A 16943-nucleotide genomic window follows, 5' to 3' on the forward strand; every position below is an offset into this window, starting at 1 on the left:
TTGTTATTCATCATTTTTGACAAATAATTCAAGCCTTCGTATTGTCAAGTTCATCTCCATTTACTCTGAATATTGTCGCATGTTGAACTCCTTTTTCATCATTATAAGAAATTTTCATTTGCAAGCCTTGTATAATGTGAGGGACTTTAGGCTTTATCAATTTATCTGCCTCAGTTGAAACACCTTCAAATAGTTCTTCAAATTTAGCTCTTAAGCTTAAGTTAGCATAAGGCGGTAAATTAGGGAGCTTTTCGATCGAATTAAATTCTGTGCCTGCAATACGTTCTATCTTAATGTTAAATGCCGGGAACTGAGAATTATTATAAATTGCTATGTGAAAGTTCCAAACTAAATCCCACCAAATAATTGGTTGATTTTCTCCCAAAACAATAACATTTCCATACAACTCCCCATTTTTCTGACTATATCCTCTATTCCATCTCTGGCTATTTGACCATATAAGGTCAGCTTCTAAAAAAGGTCTTTCTTTGTTAAGTGTTATTCCTCTTAACTGATTATTCATTTCATCTTCTGCATCCTTTTTCCATTTATTCAAAAGAGCAACAGAAAATGTATTAGGGTCTTTATCTATAAGCGTTGCACAATTTGCACATAACCAAATACCATTATCGATATCTTTTCTTTGTCCTACACTTAAATTAGCATCATATCTAGGTCCACCGACTGATGCCGCTGTTATATGAGCCGCAATTCCTAATATAGAAGCCTTGTCTTTAATTGCATTTGGTCCCACAGTGTGTTTTCTACAGCCAGGGTTTGAACATAAATAGCCTACTCTTTTAGCAAGGATATCAACTGTTTTCTTTGTGAAATTATCTCTATTTAGTGCCATTTATATGTAAAAAATTAATTATAACGTTAATCTTTTACATATGAATATAAAATAAATACTTACAAAAATTTCTTTGTTAAATTTCATTATTTGTTTTGCTTTTAGTTTTTCAGATGCTACCCTACCACTTAGGAAGAATGGGGGACTATAAGTTCTTTTTTGGTATACCCCTACCTGAAATTATAGATCTAAAAACTATAAATGAATAGTTTTATAAATTATAAAAAAATAGATATTCTTACTTTGATTTGTATATCTGAATATTATTCGAGAATAAAAAAGTAAACTCTCTGATTAAGATATATTTGACTTCTTATTTAGTAGCAGGAACTGGACTCGAACCAGTTCGGGTTATGAGTTTAAACCAAAAAGTATGCTTCCATATTTTAATTATTTCAGAAAAAATCGGGCAATTTTCGGGCAATTCAGAAACAAGAAAGGCTTTACATTTCTGTAAAGCCTTGATTCTCTTGTGATCGCGACAGGATTACCTGCTATCTTTTAACCTTCTATTTGTCAGGTGTTTATCTTCTAAAAACTGTAAAAAATTGATGAACTGCACATTACAACCATCGATTAATACAAAATTATTCATTTTAGATTTAAATGAAAGTAATTAATTTGAAAATCTAAGATTAAATCAAGATAGATTTGATGCAGGAACTGTAACAGGAAAAGATGTTTTAGAAGCGCAAGTACTTTGGCAGCAAGCATATTCAGATGTTATAGATGCTAAGGCAAATTATAGAATAAGTGAAGCCAATTATAGAATAAACTATTGGAGATTTAAAATAGATACAATTTTAAAATTGATTGTTATTTAAGCAGCTAATATTAACTATACTAATAATAAAATAACTAGACTTAATTGCTTTTATGTAACCTTATTTAAGCTATTGTAATGATGCCATGTTAAAACTGAAAACAGCCGAGTTAGACTAACAACCTCTTGAGTTACTAATTACAGATTTATCTTCTAAAAAAAGATTACAGAAATCAAGATTATCCTTCTGGAATCAATTTGGTAGAAACGGTTAAAAAGACATTTCTATTTAAAAATTATTGTTTTTCACATAGATGAACGACGCCAAATGGCACGAAAAATAGTTAAGTATTTGGGTGTAAATGCTTTTGTGAGTAAAGGACGAAAAGGAATGAATAAGCTCAAAGAGCCGTTCAATAGTCAAACCTTAAAAATAGGCTGACGTATTGATTTTACTAATATTTCGGGTGATTTTTCAGTTAAAAAGGTGTTCCAAATGACCATATTTTAGTAAATTACGGAGTAAAACCTTGTCAAATGCGTGCAAAAGACAAATCTATATCCCAACTTAATTTTTTAGCTCCGACCTTGGCTGAACAGCTGAATCCCGGGCATCCACTATATCTTTTAGCCCATGAGATCGACTGGGGGTATTTTGAAGATGAGTTTTCCGTTTTGTATTCGGATAAGGGGCGTCCAGCCCATAGTATTCGCTTGATGACCTCGCTGTTATTGCTCAAATCGATCTACAACCTCTCAGATGAAAAGCTGGTGGAAGAACATTGGGAGATGAATGCGTATTTTCAATATTTCAGTGGAGAACAGCAGCAACACTGGGGACAGCCCTGTGCAGCCAGTGACTTGGTACACTTCCGGCAACGTATTGGAGAATCGGGGGTAGAAAAAATCCTGAAGCATTCGATAGATAAGCATGGTAAGGACGGGCAGGATCCTGATGTGAGTGTAGATAGCACTGCTCAGGAGAAGAACATCACCTATCCTACCGATGCCAAGTTGCATAAAAAGATTATAGACAAATGTGTAAAAAAGAAGCTATCGCCCTGCGCAGGAGCTATAAATACACGGCCAAACAACTGCTTCGGGATACCTACAATGGCACTCATCCTAAACGCCTGAAAAAAGCCGATGCGGCCAAGCGGAAGCTCAAGACCGTAGCCGGGCGCTTGGTCAGGGAGTTAGAGCGTAAACTTCCACCGGGAGACTTTGCCCGGGAACTAGAGCTCTTTAAAAAGGTACTGTCCCAACAAAAAGACAGCAAGGATAAGATTTACAGCCTGCACGAACCCCAAGTCTACTGTATGAGCAAAGGCAAAACCCATAAGAAATATGAATATGGCTGCAAGGCCTCTGTGGTATTGACACAAAAGACAGGGATTATTGTAGGAGCCATGACCTTTAAAACCAATGTGTATGATGGACATACCCTGGAAGAAGTGTTGCAACAGGCTCAAACCCTGACCGGGAAGTCCCTTAAAACAGCTACTGTGGACAGGGGATATCAGGGAAAACAACAAGTAGGGAACACCCAGATACTTCTTCCAAAGCCCCCATTAAAAAGGGACAGTGCGTATCAAAAACGAAAAAAACGCAAACATCATCGCAGAAGGGCAGCCATAGAACCCATTATCGGGCATCTGAAAGCAGATCATAGGGTAGCGAGAAACTTCTTGAAAGGACAAATGGGCGACAGTATCAATTTTATCATGGCCGCCGCCGGGTTTAACTTCAAGAAATTGATGGTAAAACTCCAACAGGCTAAAGGTTGGCTCTGTTTAGAAATCGATCTACACAATTACAACGGTTTTTTCTCCGTAGATATTACCAGACACAAACTAATGACCAAACCTATAACCCTTTTTTAAGGGTCAACTCAATAGACTTTTGAAGATCAAACTGATTGGATAGTGAATCATCATCACTTTATACCAGTGAAATAAGTTAAATGTCTTCCAGGTTTTCTCTACGCTTGTTCTTTATCTGTTTATAAAATGTTGGCGTTAGTCCGGTTATTTTCTTAAACTGGCTGGACAAGTGCCCCACACTACTATAATGAAGACGGTACGCAATTTCGGTAAGATTTAGTTCATCATACAACAATAACTCTTTCACCTTTTCTATTTTATGTATGATGATAAACTGCTGTAGGGTAATACCTTTCACTTCTGAAAAAAGGTTCGAAAGATAAATATAATCATATCCTATTTTTTCGCTGATATAATCAGAGTTGTTTACCTGAGGCAGTTCATCGGAAAAATGAATCATGTGTATAATAAGAGCTTTTATTTTCTCAATAAGAATACTTTTTTTATCCTCCATTAATTCAAGACCTGATCCCAGTAGATTACGATCCAGTTCACTACGTTGCATTGGTGTAATGGGTTTCAAAAGTTCTACCATTCCCAAATCTATAGATCGGTATTCTAAGCCTAACTTTTCAAGTTCAGACTTTACCATCATTTTACAACGAAGACTCACCATGTATTTTATATATAAAATCATAAATCATTTTTCCATTTAGGAACGTTTAAAAAGCCTTCATATCTTCTCAACTTCATCTCCTTAAAGATATTCAATCAGAATCATATAATGCTATTAATTAACAATACTATAAGTACTACACTAGCATAACCTAGGGGATTCATATCGGAAAATAAAATAACTCCCTGCTCCTTTAAATATGTAAAGACTATCTTTTTATCTGGAACTTTAAATCCTTTCGAAAGTTTACCTTTCGGTTTATCTCATTAGCTTGAGACTAATGTAATAAGCTATGCAAATCCCTATACTTCGAAAAGATATTCAATTTTTTCCTGATCCATCACGGGTAATTACCCGCTTTTTTTCCAACGGAGAGCTTCACACAAAAAGTTTACTTCAACGGGTGATGATGTTAGACGAGCCACAGGTACGGCTTATTTTAGAGCAAACATTGCGAGAATTTGCCGGACGACATCGCAACCTATTTGAAGTATTTCATAGGCATTGTGAACAAATCAACCCTATTATTGAGCGCTACGGAATACCTTACGACCAACTAACAGATCAGCGTAAAATGTTACTGGGAGCTTACTCCACCATGGAATATGCTGTTGAAGCTGCTGCACTTTTTAATCCTTCGATTGTAGAAGATCCAGATCAAACATTTTTGGAGGCAGGAGAAAAAAGAGTTATTTTATCGTTCCGGGCTACAGGAGAAGGGCATATTTCTTCAGTTGTCTTCCGAAGAGCTATTTTAGATAAAGAAAACAACCTACGAATAGTAAAGGTGGGAAAACATATTGAAATGGCCGAAATTATTCATAAGAATCTATACGATAAAAAACGGTTCATTACTAAAATGTCTGAAATGCATATTCCAGAAAAATACACTGCCGGATTTATGGAAACACTTCCTGAGAAATTCGAATACATGATGTTGTTAAATAGTATGGATCGAATGTTGGAAAAGGAGTTTGTAAGTGCTGAACAAAGAAAAGCCATTGTAGAGATTACCTGGCTTATCGATTCCTATTACGATGTACAATTTCAAGGAGATTCTGACTTAAGTGAGCGTGTTATTTTTCCCTTATCTGCTTCCGAGAAAAATGGTATTGAAGATGCCCGTTTTGTGCGATTGTATGATGAAGACGATCATTCCGTTAAAGTATATGCTACTTATACGGCTTTTAACGGACAGACCATCTTACCCAAATTACTAGCTACAAAAGATTTTTACACTTTCAGAATGATGCCCTTATTAGGAAATGGTGCACAAAATAAAAATTTAGCCTTATTCCCACGGAAAATTAATGGCAACTATGCCATGCTCGCCCGGGTAGATGGAATAAATAATTATATAATGTATTCTTCTAGAATAACGGTCTGGAATAATCCTATTTTACTACAGGAGCCGGAATTCCCTTGGGAACTAAACCATATGGGTAATTGTGGTTCTCCACTATGGACTCCTGAAGGATGGTTACTTATTACCCATGGTGTTGGTCCTATGCGACGTTATTGTATTGGGGTATCACTTTTAAGTCTAAGCGACCCTACTCAGGTCATTGGTCGATTAAAAGAACCTCTACTGGTTCCATTGGAAAGGGAACGAGAAGGATATGTCCCCAATGTAGTCTATTCCTGTGGTGCATTGATACATAATGATAGTTTGATATTACCTTATGCCATTTCCGATTATGCTTCCTCTTATGCCGTAATATCCCTACCGGTTTTGATGGAGGTCTTACGAAACAACCATTTGTAACTACCTCTCCCTTACCGGCCAAACATCATAAATTCTTCATGTGCTTGTAAAACGGTTAAATGAGACATTAAATAAGCCAGCGAACTTTCAGCTCCTTGGTTCCTGTTCACACCATAATTCTCAAAGCCGTCACAACATCCTTTGGTTTCAAAATCGTATAGACTCATGCGTAAATCGTTCTCTCCTAAAAACCACATAAAGGAGCTGAAAAGCAGATTCAGAAATGTTTTATCATGGGTACATATAAAAGCTTGGTGATACATTAAAACCATGGCCAGCGCATCAATAGGTTGTTGTGCAAAGATGGACCTTACTCCATCTTTAACAAACCAATCTTTATTTCCAATTACTGATAAGTATCCCTCTTTCATGGTATGACCAGTAAGAAAATCCATGGTAATAAAAGCTACCTTGGTAACATACAAATCATTTAAGTGTTGTGAAGCATGTAATAAAGAAAGTGGAAGTATAGCATTGTCATAGGCTAACAAATTTTCAAACCACTGCCAGTCTTCGGTATGGTGTTCATCATATTTTAAGGTTAGTTTTTTTGTTAAATTCCGTAAGCGTTCCGTCATCTCATCATCAGATGGATTTTTACTCAGGTAATAGCATATCCCAATAATGGTATTGGCAACACTCCTTATGGATTTCAAGTGTTCAAAATTTGGGGCAGCATCAAAAAAAAGCAATCTACCCGTCTGGTAATATGCATCGTTAGGTGAATTTCCTAATAAATATCCCAAAGCCCAAATGGTTCTTCCAAAAGAATCTTCGGATCCCACTTCATCGAGAAAACTCCGATTAAAACTTAAAAAATTCCGGAAAGTACCATCCTTATGCTGCATGTAATGAATATAACTGAGGTAAATGGGCATAAGTTCCAAAGCCTGCTCATCTTTATTTCGTTTATACGTCATTAATGCCATTAGTAAAGCCCGGGCATTGTCATCTAAACAATAACCTTCTTTTAAATTAGGAATACCAAATTTTGCGTGTTGAATAATGCCGGTATCATCAGTTAGTCTTTTGATATGGGTTAACGAAAATGGGGGTAACATCAAAGGATCTAGTGTAGTTTCTTTGGGGGTTATAAGCATTTCAGGTTGTTCCAAAATGCTCTGGCATAGGGCAGCGTATTGCTTTCCTATTTCCGTCCATATCAAATTCCGTCCGTATGCCATAGCTCTTTCCTGAATGTCTTCACATTCCTGAGGAGTATCCAACAAATGATTTAAAGTATCGGATAACATTTCTGTATTGTTAAAATCGAATAATACCCCCCTACCCTCTGCCAATAGTTCAGCGGCATGCCAGAAAGGTGTAGAAACTACTACACAACCTGCACCTAATGCATAGGATAAAGTACCACTGGTAATTTGAGCTTCATTTACATAGGGAGTCATATAAATATCGCAAGCCGCAAGATATTTAAATAGTTCTGTTTCTTCAATAAACTCATTTAAAAATACAACATGTTTACTGAGCTTTAGGCTTTTAATGAGCAATTGCAGGTAATTACGGTACTCTTCTCCGGAATGTCGCAATACATTCGGGTGTGTTTTACCAATAACAATGTATAATACCTCCGGATGACGTCTAATAATTTCCGGTAATGCTTTAATTACAATTTCCAGCCCTTTATTTCTTCCCATAAATCCAAAGGTCAACAGCACCTTATGGGCTTCCAGCTTAAAGTTTCTCTTGGAATGCATTCGGTCAAAATGAAGGTCGGGTACCCCATGTTCTATAACGGCTATTTTATGTTCCGGAACCTCATAGATGCTTTGCAGGAACTGAACCGCTTTTTGGGACATGACTACTAATTTAGCAGCCATTTTACAAATCTCCTTTAGTATGGCCCGTTCATTATAAGAGGGATTTTCTAGGATAGTATGTAGGGTAACAACCACCGGTACCTGCACACGATACAGCAACGGTAATATATACACTCCGTTTAATCCTCCAAAAATTCCGAATTCATGTTCCAGAATACACAGATCTGCACCACTGATATTAATAAAATCGGCAGCTTTCAGGTAGTCTGTCTGTTCTTCCTGCTCTATAATTAATTTAACCTCTTTCGGATAGTTATAAACAATGTGATGATCATTCATGGCTAACACCATCAGCTCATGTTCCGCCTGATCCGGTAAGGTGTTTCCGGCTATGGATTGCACTAAGTTTTGAGTAAATGTACCAATACCGCATTCCCGGGGAGGGTATGTACCCACAAAGGCTATTTTCATAAGATTTATATTTAAAAAAAGATCATCGCTGAACTCGACCGTTCAGCGATGATCACAACTAACTGTAACAGCCGATTGTATGTTTGAAATACGAATGGATACTATGAACAATCAGTATATTATTCTTTCTTTTTTTCATTCTTTTTTTCAGCCTTATCGGCACGTTTCTCCATCAAATCTTTCACTGCTTTTTTCTTATTGTTCTTTTCCGATTTCTTTTTATCTTTAGACATATAAAATATTTTTATAATTAATTGAGCCGCTCTGGCAAAAGGAAGGTACTCCCATTTAATGGGATGTATGCTATAGAATTAAATAATTATGTTACATAATTCACGGAAAAGTATAAAAATATACCCTACACGAACCTCACACAATAAGGTTTCTTCAATTCTTCACTCATAATCCTGTGGTATTCCATTTCATGTTTTACTTAATGAGTTATGAAGCTCATATAGTTACGTCAAAATTTAGAAGTCGTTAATATGATCAGGTTGTCAGGATGTAACACATCGCTATCATCTTCTGCTGTAATATATACTTTTACAGGATTATAAGAAGAGACAGTTTCTATAGAGGCTTTCATTTGTTTAGACATAAAGCCTGTTTTACTATTTAATTGTCCTAATTTTATGATTTCACTCTTATCGGTTAACATCCATGCTACATAACTTTTTTTAGGAGGTTGCAGCCTACTCACGTCCGCCAGATCCACCACATTAATATCTAGTACATAGTTGTTATTGTTATTTTTATCTGTATGTATTTTTACATAGCCCTTGGCAGCCGGAACAACAGATGACTCTTGGAATACTATTTTTTTGGCACATGATACAACCGATAACATAAGTATTGCGACTAAAACTGTTTGAAGAATTTTCTTTCCATTCCTCTTTTTTATATATGATTCCATAATTTCATTTAGTTTATTTGTTTTATTAAATATCACTTTTTCAAACCAGTAAAGCATTACAGTTATAAATTTCATTATTGCAGATTTTACAGTTGTATTGATTTTTGAATTTGAAGTGTAAAATCACTAAGATTACTACCAATAATCCTGCCCCTGTCCGGCTTCTCTTATTTCGTCAAAAAAAGGAGTTCTTTTTTGTTCAACACAAGCTACTGCATAAAGAAATAAGGCTGCACTCCAACTTTGCCAGTCCTGCCCCATTGGTTTACCATCCAAAGCCCCAATCCATTCATTAAAACCAAATTTAAGTTTCTCATTGTTGGCTCTTCTGTTAAGTTGGGCAAGCGCCAATAACTTTTCTTCAGCTAAAGCATATTTTTGATTTGCGACAAGTGCAGCCACATAGAAAGCACAAATAAAAGGCCAAACCCCACCATTGTGATAATTTCCCGGCATATTATACCTTTCATATCGCTGCAACCAATCATCATCCCCCGGTAAAATATACGGGAAAAAATTAGGAGGTAAATCGCCTCTAAGTTGATCATTTTCTCGGAGGTCAGACAACTGATCTTCTACCCACTGAATTGTTTTTTCTGCATCTTCAGCCGTTGAAATGCCTGCTAGAATGGCTAGAGAATTTCCCAATAAATCAAAACGATTACTGCTAAAATTTTTATAAGACCAGCAAGCATAATAGGGTTTGTTATTTATTTTTAAACCTTCATGCAAATTAAAATGATCCATACTTTTTTCCTTTAAGGTCAAATGATCCATCTCATTTCGGACACCCTGAGCTCTGTCTTTGTGTCCCAAGACAGCTAAATAACTATAGGACAAGGTATTTACGTATAGTCCATATCCATATATCCATTGTTCATCACGCCAATCACTTGTAGGTTGTTGGGCTATTAAATAACCATCAGAAGGGCTTTGGTATTCCATCCAAACCATTGCCTTTTCAACCGCTTTTTCCAAAAAATCAGGCTCATTAGTTAATTTTCTGTACACCCCTATAGCAAAAAGAAATAATGGGGTGGTATCACTTGCTCCTAAATCATTTTTGCTGTGTACCAATGAAGAAATATGACCATTTTTTGTTTGGTTCTCTGCAAGCGTTTCTAAAATCAGCTTCATACTGTCAACCAGTACCTTATTTCCAGTAACAGCTACACCTAATATGGAAAGTAGTAAATCCCGGGTATAAGGTTCGGGATATCCCCATCCTGCGGTGCGGGGCAATCCATCAAAAGGGCCATGCGTATTATGCAATAAAACTTCTAATGCAGCCTTCTTGGCCTGTTGGATTATTTGTCTATTTTCAATTTCCATATTTTTATAGGTTTGTTGCAAACTTCCATCTTTAGAAATTCACTTAGTATATTCGCAAAACTTTACTGTTATGAACTTGTCATTTCATGATGACCGGTTCATTGTAGATTTCACATACTTTTAATGTATTTGAAGCACAGAGGCCTGTATACTATTAAGTATAAAACTGTCTGTAACGGTACTCGATATCTTGGTTGTATCAAATGGTTTTATTTCCTAAAGATTAGATGTCCTTTCAATTTTTTTAGGTAATCCAAATTCTTGTGAGTTAATTTGTTTGCTTCAAAATTTAACAGCATTCTTATAAGGTATTAATTTCCATCTTAAAACCATCTAAAATCAATTCATCCCAAGCCTGTTCTGTAGAATATCCAGAAACCGTTTTGCCACTATTTTGTAATTAAAATTTTTCTCAACGTGCACTCTTCCGGCCTTTCCCATATGCTCACGCAGTAATGGATCAAACATGAGGGTGAGCAGATGGTCTGCTATATCTTGTACATCGGCACGATAATCAACGGTACGTGGTATATCAAAATGTACCTTATGATGTTCTGCAAAACCGGATTCCTGTCCTAAAATCACCTCTCCTACGGTTATTTTTTCGGCTACTTTTGCCAGAAAAGCTGTTTTTTCATGAATCAAGGTATCTAGCATTCCCATAGCATTGATACCAATAACAGGTTTTTCACAAGATCCTGCTTCTACCTGTGCCATTCCGAAACCTTCCAATCGGGAAGGAGCTGCATAAATGTCGCAGGCAGCTACTAAGTAAGGCATAAAATTGCGGGAAATGGTATTGGTGGCATAGGTTACGTTTTTTTCTATCCCTAGTTGGGTGGCTAGTTCAAGGTCTAGCAGATTTTGTACTTTGGTTCTGGGTTGTGGCCAAACCTTACAGACGTATTTCCAATCGGGTGCCTTAGCATCAATAAGCACCAATGCCTGCATTACTTCTCTGGCTCCTTTGGAAGCCGCATCTCCTCCAATGGTAAGAATCATCAGTTGATCCGGAGCAACACCTAAAGCTTCTCTGACAGCCATGATTTTAGGATCATCCTTTGCAAAAGGAATAAATGCATCGGTATCGCACCCTACCGGCAACACTTCAATAATCGAAGAATCAATACCGTCTCGTACATACATTTCTTTTACCCAATGTGATGTCACTAAAATAAGAGGTAATCTGTTTAACACTTCCTGATAATTGGCAATGTATCCATCTGCCACTAACCAAGGAACAGCCATTATACCGTAACGCTTGGGGTGAAGCACTAATTGCGGTGTATGACCCCAATAGCCTACCCCTACAACCATATCGGGTTTAAACCAGCGATAATACCATTCTTTCTCCTGAGCCGATTCAAAATGTGCCGCATGGACATCCACCCCTAACTCTTGAAGTCCCCGGTAGAGCAAATCTCCTTGGGTAGCTAATCCTCCGGGCGATGGAGGATAATCGTATAGCACCAGTACTTTCATGGGATGTATTTTTTAATTATAAATGATTAAATTGTGCCGCATTCCCGTCTTTATGAATCCATTCCATGGCATGCATGGTTGTTTTAAATTGCCAAAAGGCTTCTCTTCTGGGAGTAGTTCGTGCCTCAAAACTTTTAGAGGTAAAACCATAAATTCGGGTAATGATTCGATACTTACGTTTCCAGATCAGCGTATTCAACAATTGCTTTAAGGGAGCTCCTTCGGTAACGTCCGGTATATGGCTTCCATTTCCATCATTATAGGCAAACGTCCACAACTCCTTCGCTTTAATAACCCCATCACTCCACAGTTGAATCACGGCGCGGCTTACTTCCTCATGGCGCAAATGTCGGGTATATTCACCCGATGGATTATGAGTGATAATCAGATCAAAAGCTCTTTGCGGCACCAAGGTTTCTATTACCTCCTGAACTTTCTCCAATGCCAATGGGGTTTGTGCTGCATCATCATTTAAACTACCCATCGTTCCTTGAGCCCCCAACGCTTCTAATGCTTTATAAAACCTGGGGGCACGATCAGTATCAAAAGCGCGACAAAGGGAAACCACATACCAATCATCCTGAGGGTTGCTTAGGATGGTACCTCCACACCATAACGTTTCATCATCCGGGTGGGCTACAATTACCAAAATTGTTCGTTGGTTTAATCGTCTCTTTCGTTTTTCCATCTAACTGTATTATCAATTTTTTTTTTAGGTATGGGAAGCACGGTTCCGGCTAGTTCTCCGATTACATTGACCAGATCGCTTCCGGATGGCACTACAATTTTTGCATTGTTTTTCAGCGAGTTTTCAACGGTTTCCAATTTTCTTAGCAATTGTGCATTTCCTATAAAGTACGTATGCGCTGCTTCGTTTACCAGTTTAATTGCTTCTGCTTTTCCTTCAGCATGTAATATTTTAGAACGCTTATACCCTTCTGCCTTTTTAATTGCTGCCCGTTTAATTCCGTCAGCTACTGTTTCAGCGGCGGTGGCAGAATCTATAGCTGCAATCTTTTCATTTTCCGCTTTCACCACTTTATTCATGGTTTCTTGAACGTCCTTCGGAGGATCAATTTCCTTAAGTTCAGTACGTACTACCTGAATTCCCCAACTAATCGTTTCGTTATGCAGGGTTGTATACAATTCCGCATTTATTTTTCCGCGTTCACTATTGGCAGATTTTAATGTAAGGGTACCAATAATGTTTCTCAAGGTAGTTCTGGCAAGATTTACAATCTGATATCTATAATCATTTACGTTATATACAGCACCTTTTACACTCTCTTCATCATCCTTTATCCGGAAATAAACCTGTGCATCTACCCGGGCGTTTAAATTGTCATTGGTGATAATTTCTTGGGGTTCGGCATCTACCATTTGTTCGGTAATGTTCACTACAAACATACGGTCTACAATAGGGATAATCCAATGAAAACCCGGCTGTGCAAAATGATGGAACTTTCCCAATCGTTCAATAAGTCCCCGCTGGGTGGGTCTTATGATTTTTATTCCGATAAACAAAAAAACCATAACAGGTATTATAATATACATGTAAGTATACATAAGCATAAATTTTAAAAAGGTTTGTTATTCGTAATCACTTTTGAAAAGGCTTGAAATTATTTTACATAGAGTTTCAGCTCGCGCTCAAAGTAAACCTGCTCTTTTGCCTTATCATCTCCCTCTACGTTACAATAGTAGACTTTATTAGCATATATTCTCACGGTTAATGGTACCTGAGGTCTAATTACGGCGCAAACCCGATCGCCATCGTTATAACGTTTTGTTTTTCCTATCATATTTTCTTTTTTTAAGAGGTTATGTATACGAGTATATATAAGTATACTACTCTTTGATATCTGAATGAATTTCCAATCTTCTATTTATAAGAGTCTACTAAAAATTTCAACTAGTACTGTAAATATCCATTTAATAAAAATAGAAGGTGTTATATCTAAGAAGTTAAGATTTATATATTTAAGGGGGGATAGAAGCAGTATCCATATAACTTAAGTTCAACATTACTTAGAAGTAACACATGTAATATCTGCAACTATTAATTATAAATCTATAAGGTTCATTTCCTCTAATAGCTTCATTTTTACAGCTTACTATAAAAAAATAAAATTAGTCAATCTTCCACTTTACAAATTCCATTATATCCCTCCGTTAAACTATATTCCCCTCTACTGCTTAAGTTTAGTTGATTTTAGAAAAGAAAAATAACGTACCTACAACTACCATTGCTTATGTATATAAAACCTGGATATTCCCTCAAAATTATGCTTCTATGGACAAGAAGATATCTCTATTTCTTTTTCTTCTTATCAACCATTCCTGTAATACTCTATGATGTTTTGGGATTAAAGTGGTTATACCTCCCCTGGCTTCCTATTGGGCTAATAGGGACTTCTCTAGCATTCATCACCGGGTTTAAAAACAATGCTTCTTATGAAAGACTTTGGGAAGCCCGAAAAATATATGGAGGTATTGTTAATACATCTCGCCTGTTAGCCACGATGACCAATGATTTTATCACTAATGAATTTTCAAAAATAGAAATAAAAGACGATGACTTTTTCAAAATAAAAAAAGTAATCATTATGCGTCATATTGCCTGGATGACATCGCTACGCTATGCGCTCCGTACCAAAAAGCCTTGGGAAACTACCGTTATAAGCAAGTCCGATAAAGAACAAATGGCAGTCATTAAAGTCAAAGAGCACGAACATACCCTGCCGGAAGAACTTGAGGGCTATCTAAGTACTGAGAACCAAGAATTTGTTTTGCGCATGACCAATAAGCAAGCCGCCTGTCTAAACCTTCAATCCAAAAATTTTAAGGAGCTCAAATTAGCCGGATTCATAGATAACTTCCGACACATTGAATTCAACCGTATCATTGAACAACTCTTTACATTGCAGGGTCAAGCTGAACGAATTAAAAATTTTCCATACCCCAGACAGTTTGCTACATTAAATTTATTTTTTGCCTGGATTTTCATCATTCTGCTCCCATTTGGATTGATGCATGAATTTGATAAGGTGGGTATTACATTAGCTACCACTAAACATACCAATGCTATCTATCGCTTAATAGCCACTAATTTTGTTTGGATGACGGTTCCTGTCAGTATTATTATTTCTTGGGTTTTCATCTTAATGGAACGCGTTGGTGATGTGTCTGAAAATCCTTTTGAGGGTACCCGAAATGACGTTCCGATAACCACCATTTCAAGGGCTATAGAAATCGATATTCTAGAAATCATTGGTGAGAACACTCAACAAATACCAAAGCCTCATCCAAGTTACGGTGATACTGAAATGTAACCCAAAACAGAGTGATTTTGCACGTTCATTATTATGCTGCATAGTTAATAGTCTATTGGAACGCTACGATTTCTCTAAAAAGGCAGTCGTTACAGCATGCTAGTTAGAAACTGACCAAATGTTATTTGGGTCATACAACTATGCATTTTCAGCTTTTTCTAAATCCGGATTTTCAACTATCTTTGAAGCCTGATGAAGTATTGGATGCTCTATAAGGCTATGATTACCTTATTCGCTGCAACCGTTCCGTGTTGTGGCCTTATAGACCATTGCAGTGAGGATATTATATAAAGTAGTTATTCCTATAGAGATGAACATACAGCGTGTAGCAACTGTTCTCCTTTTTTTGCCTGTGGCAGTTGTTCAGGCTGTATCCTTCCTTCCGATACAATTAAAAATGAAATAGTTTTTATTATTACTACACGAAGACATTGAAAAAATGGAGAATTTATTGCCAAAAGAAATGGAAGAATTGGCGAATGCCCATATGACTTGGGCTGAAAAATTAGCAGAATCAGTGCATTTAATTTCAGGAGATGGGCTATAACAGAAAGACGTTTTGATTTCGGGCAAAAATTAGTATATGAAGCATGACCTGCCCCAAGACGTACGGCTATGATTCCATATACAGTTGTGCTATTTAAATTTCTCAATCACATTCTAAACTTATTTTTAGAAGACCGTAATCAGGTACGGAAAGCCATACGGTTTCTCCATCAATTTCTATATCATTAATGTATAAATTAGGGAAATTTTCAATTTCATTAGATAGTACAAACCATTTCTCTCCGTTATAAACTGATAATTCATATCCTAAATTAAATGCTGTTTCCACAGATGTAGCAACCCAAAGATTTCCATTACAATCAAACTCCATAGCGGTAACTCTATTTGTTGCTTCGCCAGAGTCTGCCGGATTATGGTCAATGAAATCATCGTTAATTAAATTTTGTATTCCTCCGTGAAGATGTACACTATTTAAATAAACAGCAGCATTAGTTCCCGACCATATACTTCCTAATGCATCATTTTTTATGGTTGTTATCCAATTGTAATTTAAATTTGAGTTATCTGTATTATAGACCTTTTCCTGCCCATCAGTACTTTTTTTCCAGATTCCACCTACACCATTTATCATTCAGTGTCTAGTCCATACCGTTCCATCTTCAGTAATATGAACATCATGTATAATTCCATTAGGAATATCACTATTATTAGGAGTATACAGATGCCAATTATTGTCTGTTTGATTGTATTTCATAAGACCGCCCTCCTGAGAATTTCCATTTCCAAACCATACATTATTAGTGTCATCTACAGCTATACATAATGCATTGTCTAAGATCATATCTGAGTTTGTTGAATTATATACAGTGAAGTCTTCTTTATATTTGAATACCCCATTTGCAGTTCCTCCCCAAACGAATCCGTCACTATCTGAATCTAGAGCCCAAATTATGTCATCAGGTATTGTAGAGTTTTCCGTAGTCAATTGGGTTACATATTCACCATCAATTTTTAGCAACCCATTACCGAAAGTGCCTACCCAAATTACTTTGTCCTCATCAATGTGAAGCGGAAAAGCGTTATCAATAGGTACTCCTCCAATTTCTGTAATCAGCTCCCAAGAGGTTATACCTAATAAATATTCTGTCTCTGGAATGTTATCTTCTTTAGTACAACTATTTAATACTACAAGAGATGATATTAAAAACAAGTATATAGCTTTCATAATTTATTCATTTTATAATGTAA

14 protein-coding genes are annotated in these 16943 nt (G+C 36.6%); 4 read left to right on the forward strand and 10 right to left on the reverse strand.

Annotation, left to right across the window (positions count from 1 at the left end; translation table 11 throughout):
- Positions 1 to 28: 28 nt before the first annotated feature.
- Positions 29 to 754, reverse strand: a complete 726-nt coding sequence (locus tag NBRC110019_RS14920) for a hypothetical protein (protein ID WP_281756185.1) — start codon at positions 752 to 754, stop codon at positions 29 to 31.
- Positions 755 to 2153: 1399 nt separating this feature from the next.
- On the opposite strand from NBRC110019_RS14920, the gene NBRC110019_RS14930 reads away from it, so the two are divergent.
- Together NBRC110019_RS14930 and NBRC110019_RS14935 are read left to right on the forward strand one after the other, a co-directional pair.
- A complete protein-coding gene (locus NBRC110019_RS14930; protein ID WP_281756187.1) occupies positions 2154 to 2753 on the forward strand; it encodes a transposase in 600 nt (199 codons plus the stop codon).
- Entirely contained in the window at positions 2654 to 3499 is an 846-nt protein-coding gene (locus NBRC110019_RS14935) for a transposase (protein WP_281756189.1), read from the forward strand. The genes NBRC110019_RS14930 and NBRC110019_RS14935 overlap by 100 nt, the downstream gene beginning before the upstream one ends.
- Positions 3500 to 3575: 76 nt before the next feature.
- Here NBRC110019_RS14935 and NBRC110019_RS14940 read toward each other — a convergent pair whose 3' ends face one another.
- On the reverse strand, positions 3576 to 4136 hold the full coding sequence (locus NBRC110019_RS14940) for a helix-turn-helix domain-containing protein (RefSeq protein ID WP_281756191.1): 561 nt from the start codon (positions 4134 to 4136) through the stop codon (positions 3576 to 3578).
- Between the two features lie 271 nt (positions 4137 to 4407).
- Between NBRC110019_RS14940 and NBRC110019_RS14945 the strand changes: the two genes are divergently transcribed.
- Positions 4408 to 5880 carry a glycoside hydrolase family 130 protein gene (locus NBRC110019_RS14945; RefSeq protein ID WP_281756193.1) on the forward strand — a complete coding sequence of 491 codons (1473 nt, stop codon included), beginning with the start codon at positions 4408 to 4410 and terminating at the stop codon, positions 5878 to 5880.
- A gap of 11 nt (positions 5881 to 5891) precedes the next feature.
- Here NBRC110019_RS14945 and NBRC110019_RS14950 read toward each other — a convergent pair whose 3' ends face one another.
- From NBRC110019_RS14950 to NBRC110019_RS14975, 6 genes are all read right to left on the reverse strand, one after another.
- Complete coding sequence (locus NBRC110019_RS14950; protein ID WP_281756194.1) at positions 5892 to 8129, reverse strand: glycosyltransferase family 4 protein; 2238 nt, start codon at positions 8127 to 8129, stop codon at positions 5892 to 5894.
- A 463-nt stretch (positions 8130 to 8592) separates the two neighbouring features.
- Entirely contained in the window at positions 8593 to 9117 is a 525-nt protein-coding gene (locus tag NBRC110019_RS14955; protein ID WP_281756196.1) for a hypothetical protein, read from the reverse strand.
- Between the two features lie 60 nt (positions 9118 to 9177).
- On the reverse strand, positions 9178 to 10374 hold the full coding sequence (locus NBRC110019_RS14960) for a glycoside hydrolase 100 family protein (protein ID WP_281756198.1): 1197 nt from the start codon (positions 10372 to 10374) through the stop codon (positions 9178 to 9180).
- A 339-nt stretch (positions 10375 to 10713) separates the two neighbouring features.
- On the reverse strand, positions 10714 to 11856 hold the full coding sequence (locus NBRC110019_RS14965) for a glycosyltransferase family 4 protein (protein ID WP_281756200.1): 1143 nt from the start codon (positions 11854 to 11856) through the stop codon (positions 10714 to 10716).
- Positions 11857 to 11872: 16 nt separating this feature from the next.
- Positions 11873 to 12544, reverse strand: a complete 672-nt coding sequence (locus tag NBRC110019_RS14970) for a PIG-L deacetylase family protein (protein WP_281756202.1) — start codon at positions 12542 to 12544, stop codon at positions 11873 to 11875.
- Positions 12520 to 13422, reverse strand: coding sequence for an SPFH domain-containing protein (locus NBRC110019_RS14975; protein WP_281756204.1), 903 nt, complete (start codon positions 13420 to 13422; stop codon positions 12520 to 12522). Before NBRC110019_RS14975 ends, NBRC110019_RS14970 begins: the two co-directional genes overlap by 25 nt.
- 719 nt (positions 13423 to 14141) lie before the next feature.
- Between NBRC110019_RS14975 and NBRC110019_RS14980 the strand changes: the two genes are divergently transcribed.
- On the forward strand, positions 14142 to 15188 hold the full coding sequence (locus tag NBRC110019_RS14980; RefSeq protein ID WP_281756206.1) for a bestrophin family protein: 1047 nt from the start codon (positions 14142 to 14144) through the stop codon (positions 15186 to 15188).
- 649 nt (positions 15189 to 15837) lie between these two features.
- Here the strand turns inward: NBRC110019_RS14980 and NBRC110019_RS14985 are convergent.
- The gene (locus NBRC110019_RS14985; RefSeq protein ID WP_281756208.1) at positions 15838 to 16326 is read right to left on the reverse strand and encodes a hypothetical protein; all 489 of its coding nucleotides are present in this window, start codon (positions 16324 to 16326) and stop codon (positions 15838 to 15840) included.
- The gene (locus tag NBRC110019_RS14990; RefSeq protein ID WP_281756210.1) at positions 16327 to 16920 is read right to left on the reverse strand and encodes a hypothetical protein; all 594 of its coding nucleotides are present in this window, start codon (positions 16918 to 16920) and stop codon (positions 16327 to 16329) included. It abuts the gene before it with no gap.
- Between the last annotated feature and the right edge of the window lie 23 nt (positions 16921 to 16943).

This window comes from Neptunitalea chrysea (assembly GCF_027924145.1).
Classification (GTDB): domain Bacteria; phylum Bacteroidota; class Bacteroidia; order Flavobacteriales; family Flavobacteriaceae; genus Neptunitalea; species Neptunitalea chrysea.

Coding starts and splice junctions, on each gene's coding strand:
- NBRC110019_RS14930 (WP_281756187.1), top strand. CDS start 2,154: ATGCGTGCAAAAGACAAATCTATATCCCAACTTAATTTTTTAGCTCCG.
- NBRC110019_RS14935 (WP_281756189.1), top strand. CDS start 2,654: ATGTGTAAAAAAGAAGCTATCGCCCTGCGCAGGAGCTATAAATACACG.
- NBRC110019_RS14940 (WP_281756191.1), bottom strand. CDS start 4,136: ATGATTTTATATATAAAATACATGGTGAGTCTTCGTTGTAAAATGATG.
- NBRC110019_RS14945 (WP_281756193.1), top strand. CDS start 4,408: ATGCAAATCCCTATACTTCGAAAAGATATTCAATTTTTTCCTGATCCA.
- NBRC110019_RS14950 (WP_281756194.1), bottom strand. CDS start 8,129: ATGAAAATAGCCTTTGTGGGTACATACCCTCCCCGGGAATGCGGTATT.
- NBRC110019_RS14955 (WP_281756196.1), bottom strand. CDS start 9,117: ATGAAATTTATAACTGTAATGCTTTACTGGTTTGAAAAAGTGATATTT.
- NBRC110019_RS14960 (WP_281756198.1), bottom strand. CDS start 10,374: ATGGAAATTGAAAATAGACAAATAATCCAACAGGCCAAGAAGGCTGCA.
- NBRC110019_RS14965 (WP_281756200.1), bottom strand. CDS start 11,856: ATGAAAGTACTGGTGCTATACGATTATCCTCCATCGCCCGGAGGATTA.
- NBRC110019_RS14970 (WP_281756202.1), bottom strand. CDS start 12,544: ATGGAAAAACGAAAGAGACGATTAAACCAACGAACAATTTTGGTAATT.
- NBRC110019_RS14975 (WP_281756204.1), bottom strand. CDS start 13,422: ATGTATACTTACATGTATATTATAATACCTGTTATGGTTTTTTTGTTT.
- NBRC110019_RS14980 (WP_281756206.1), top strand. CDS start 14,142: ATGCTTCTATGGACAAGAAGATATCTCTATTTCTTTTTCTTCTTATCA.
- NBRC110019_RS14985 (WP_281756208.1), bottom strand. CDS start 16,326: ATGATAAATGGTGTAGGTGGAATCTGGAAAAAAAGTACTGATGGGCAG.
- NBRC110019_RS14990 (WP_281756210.1), bottom strand. CDS start 16,920: ATGAAAGCTATATACTTGTTTTTAATATCATCTCTTGTAGTATTAAAT.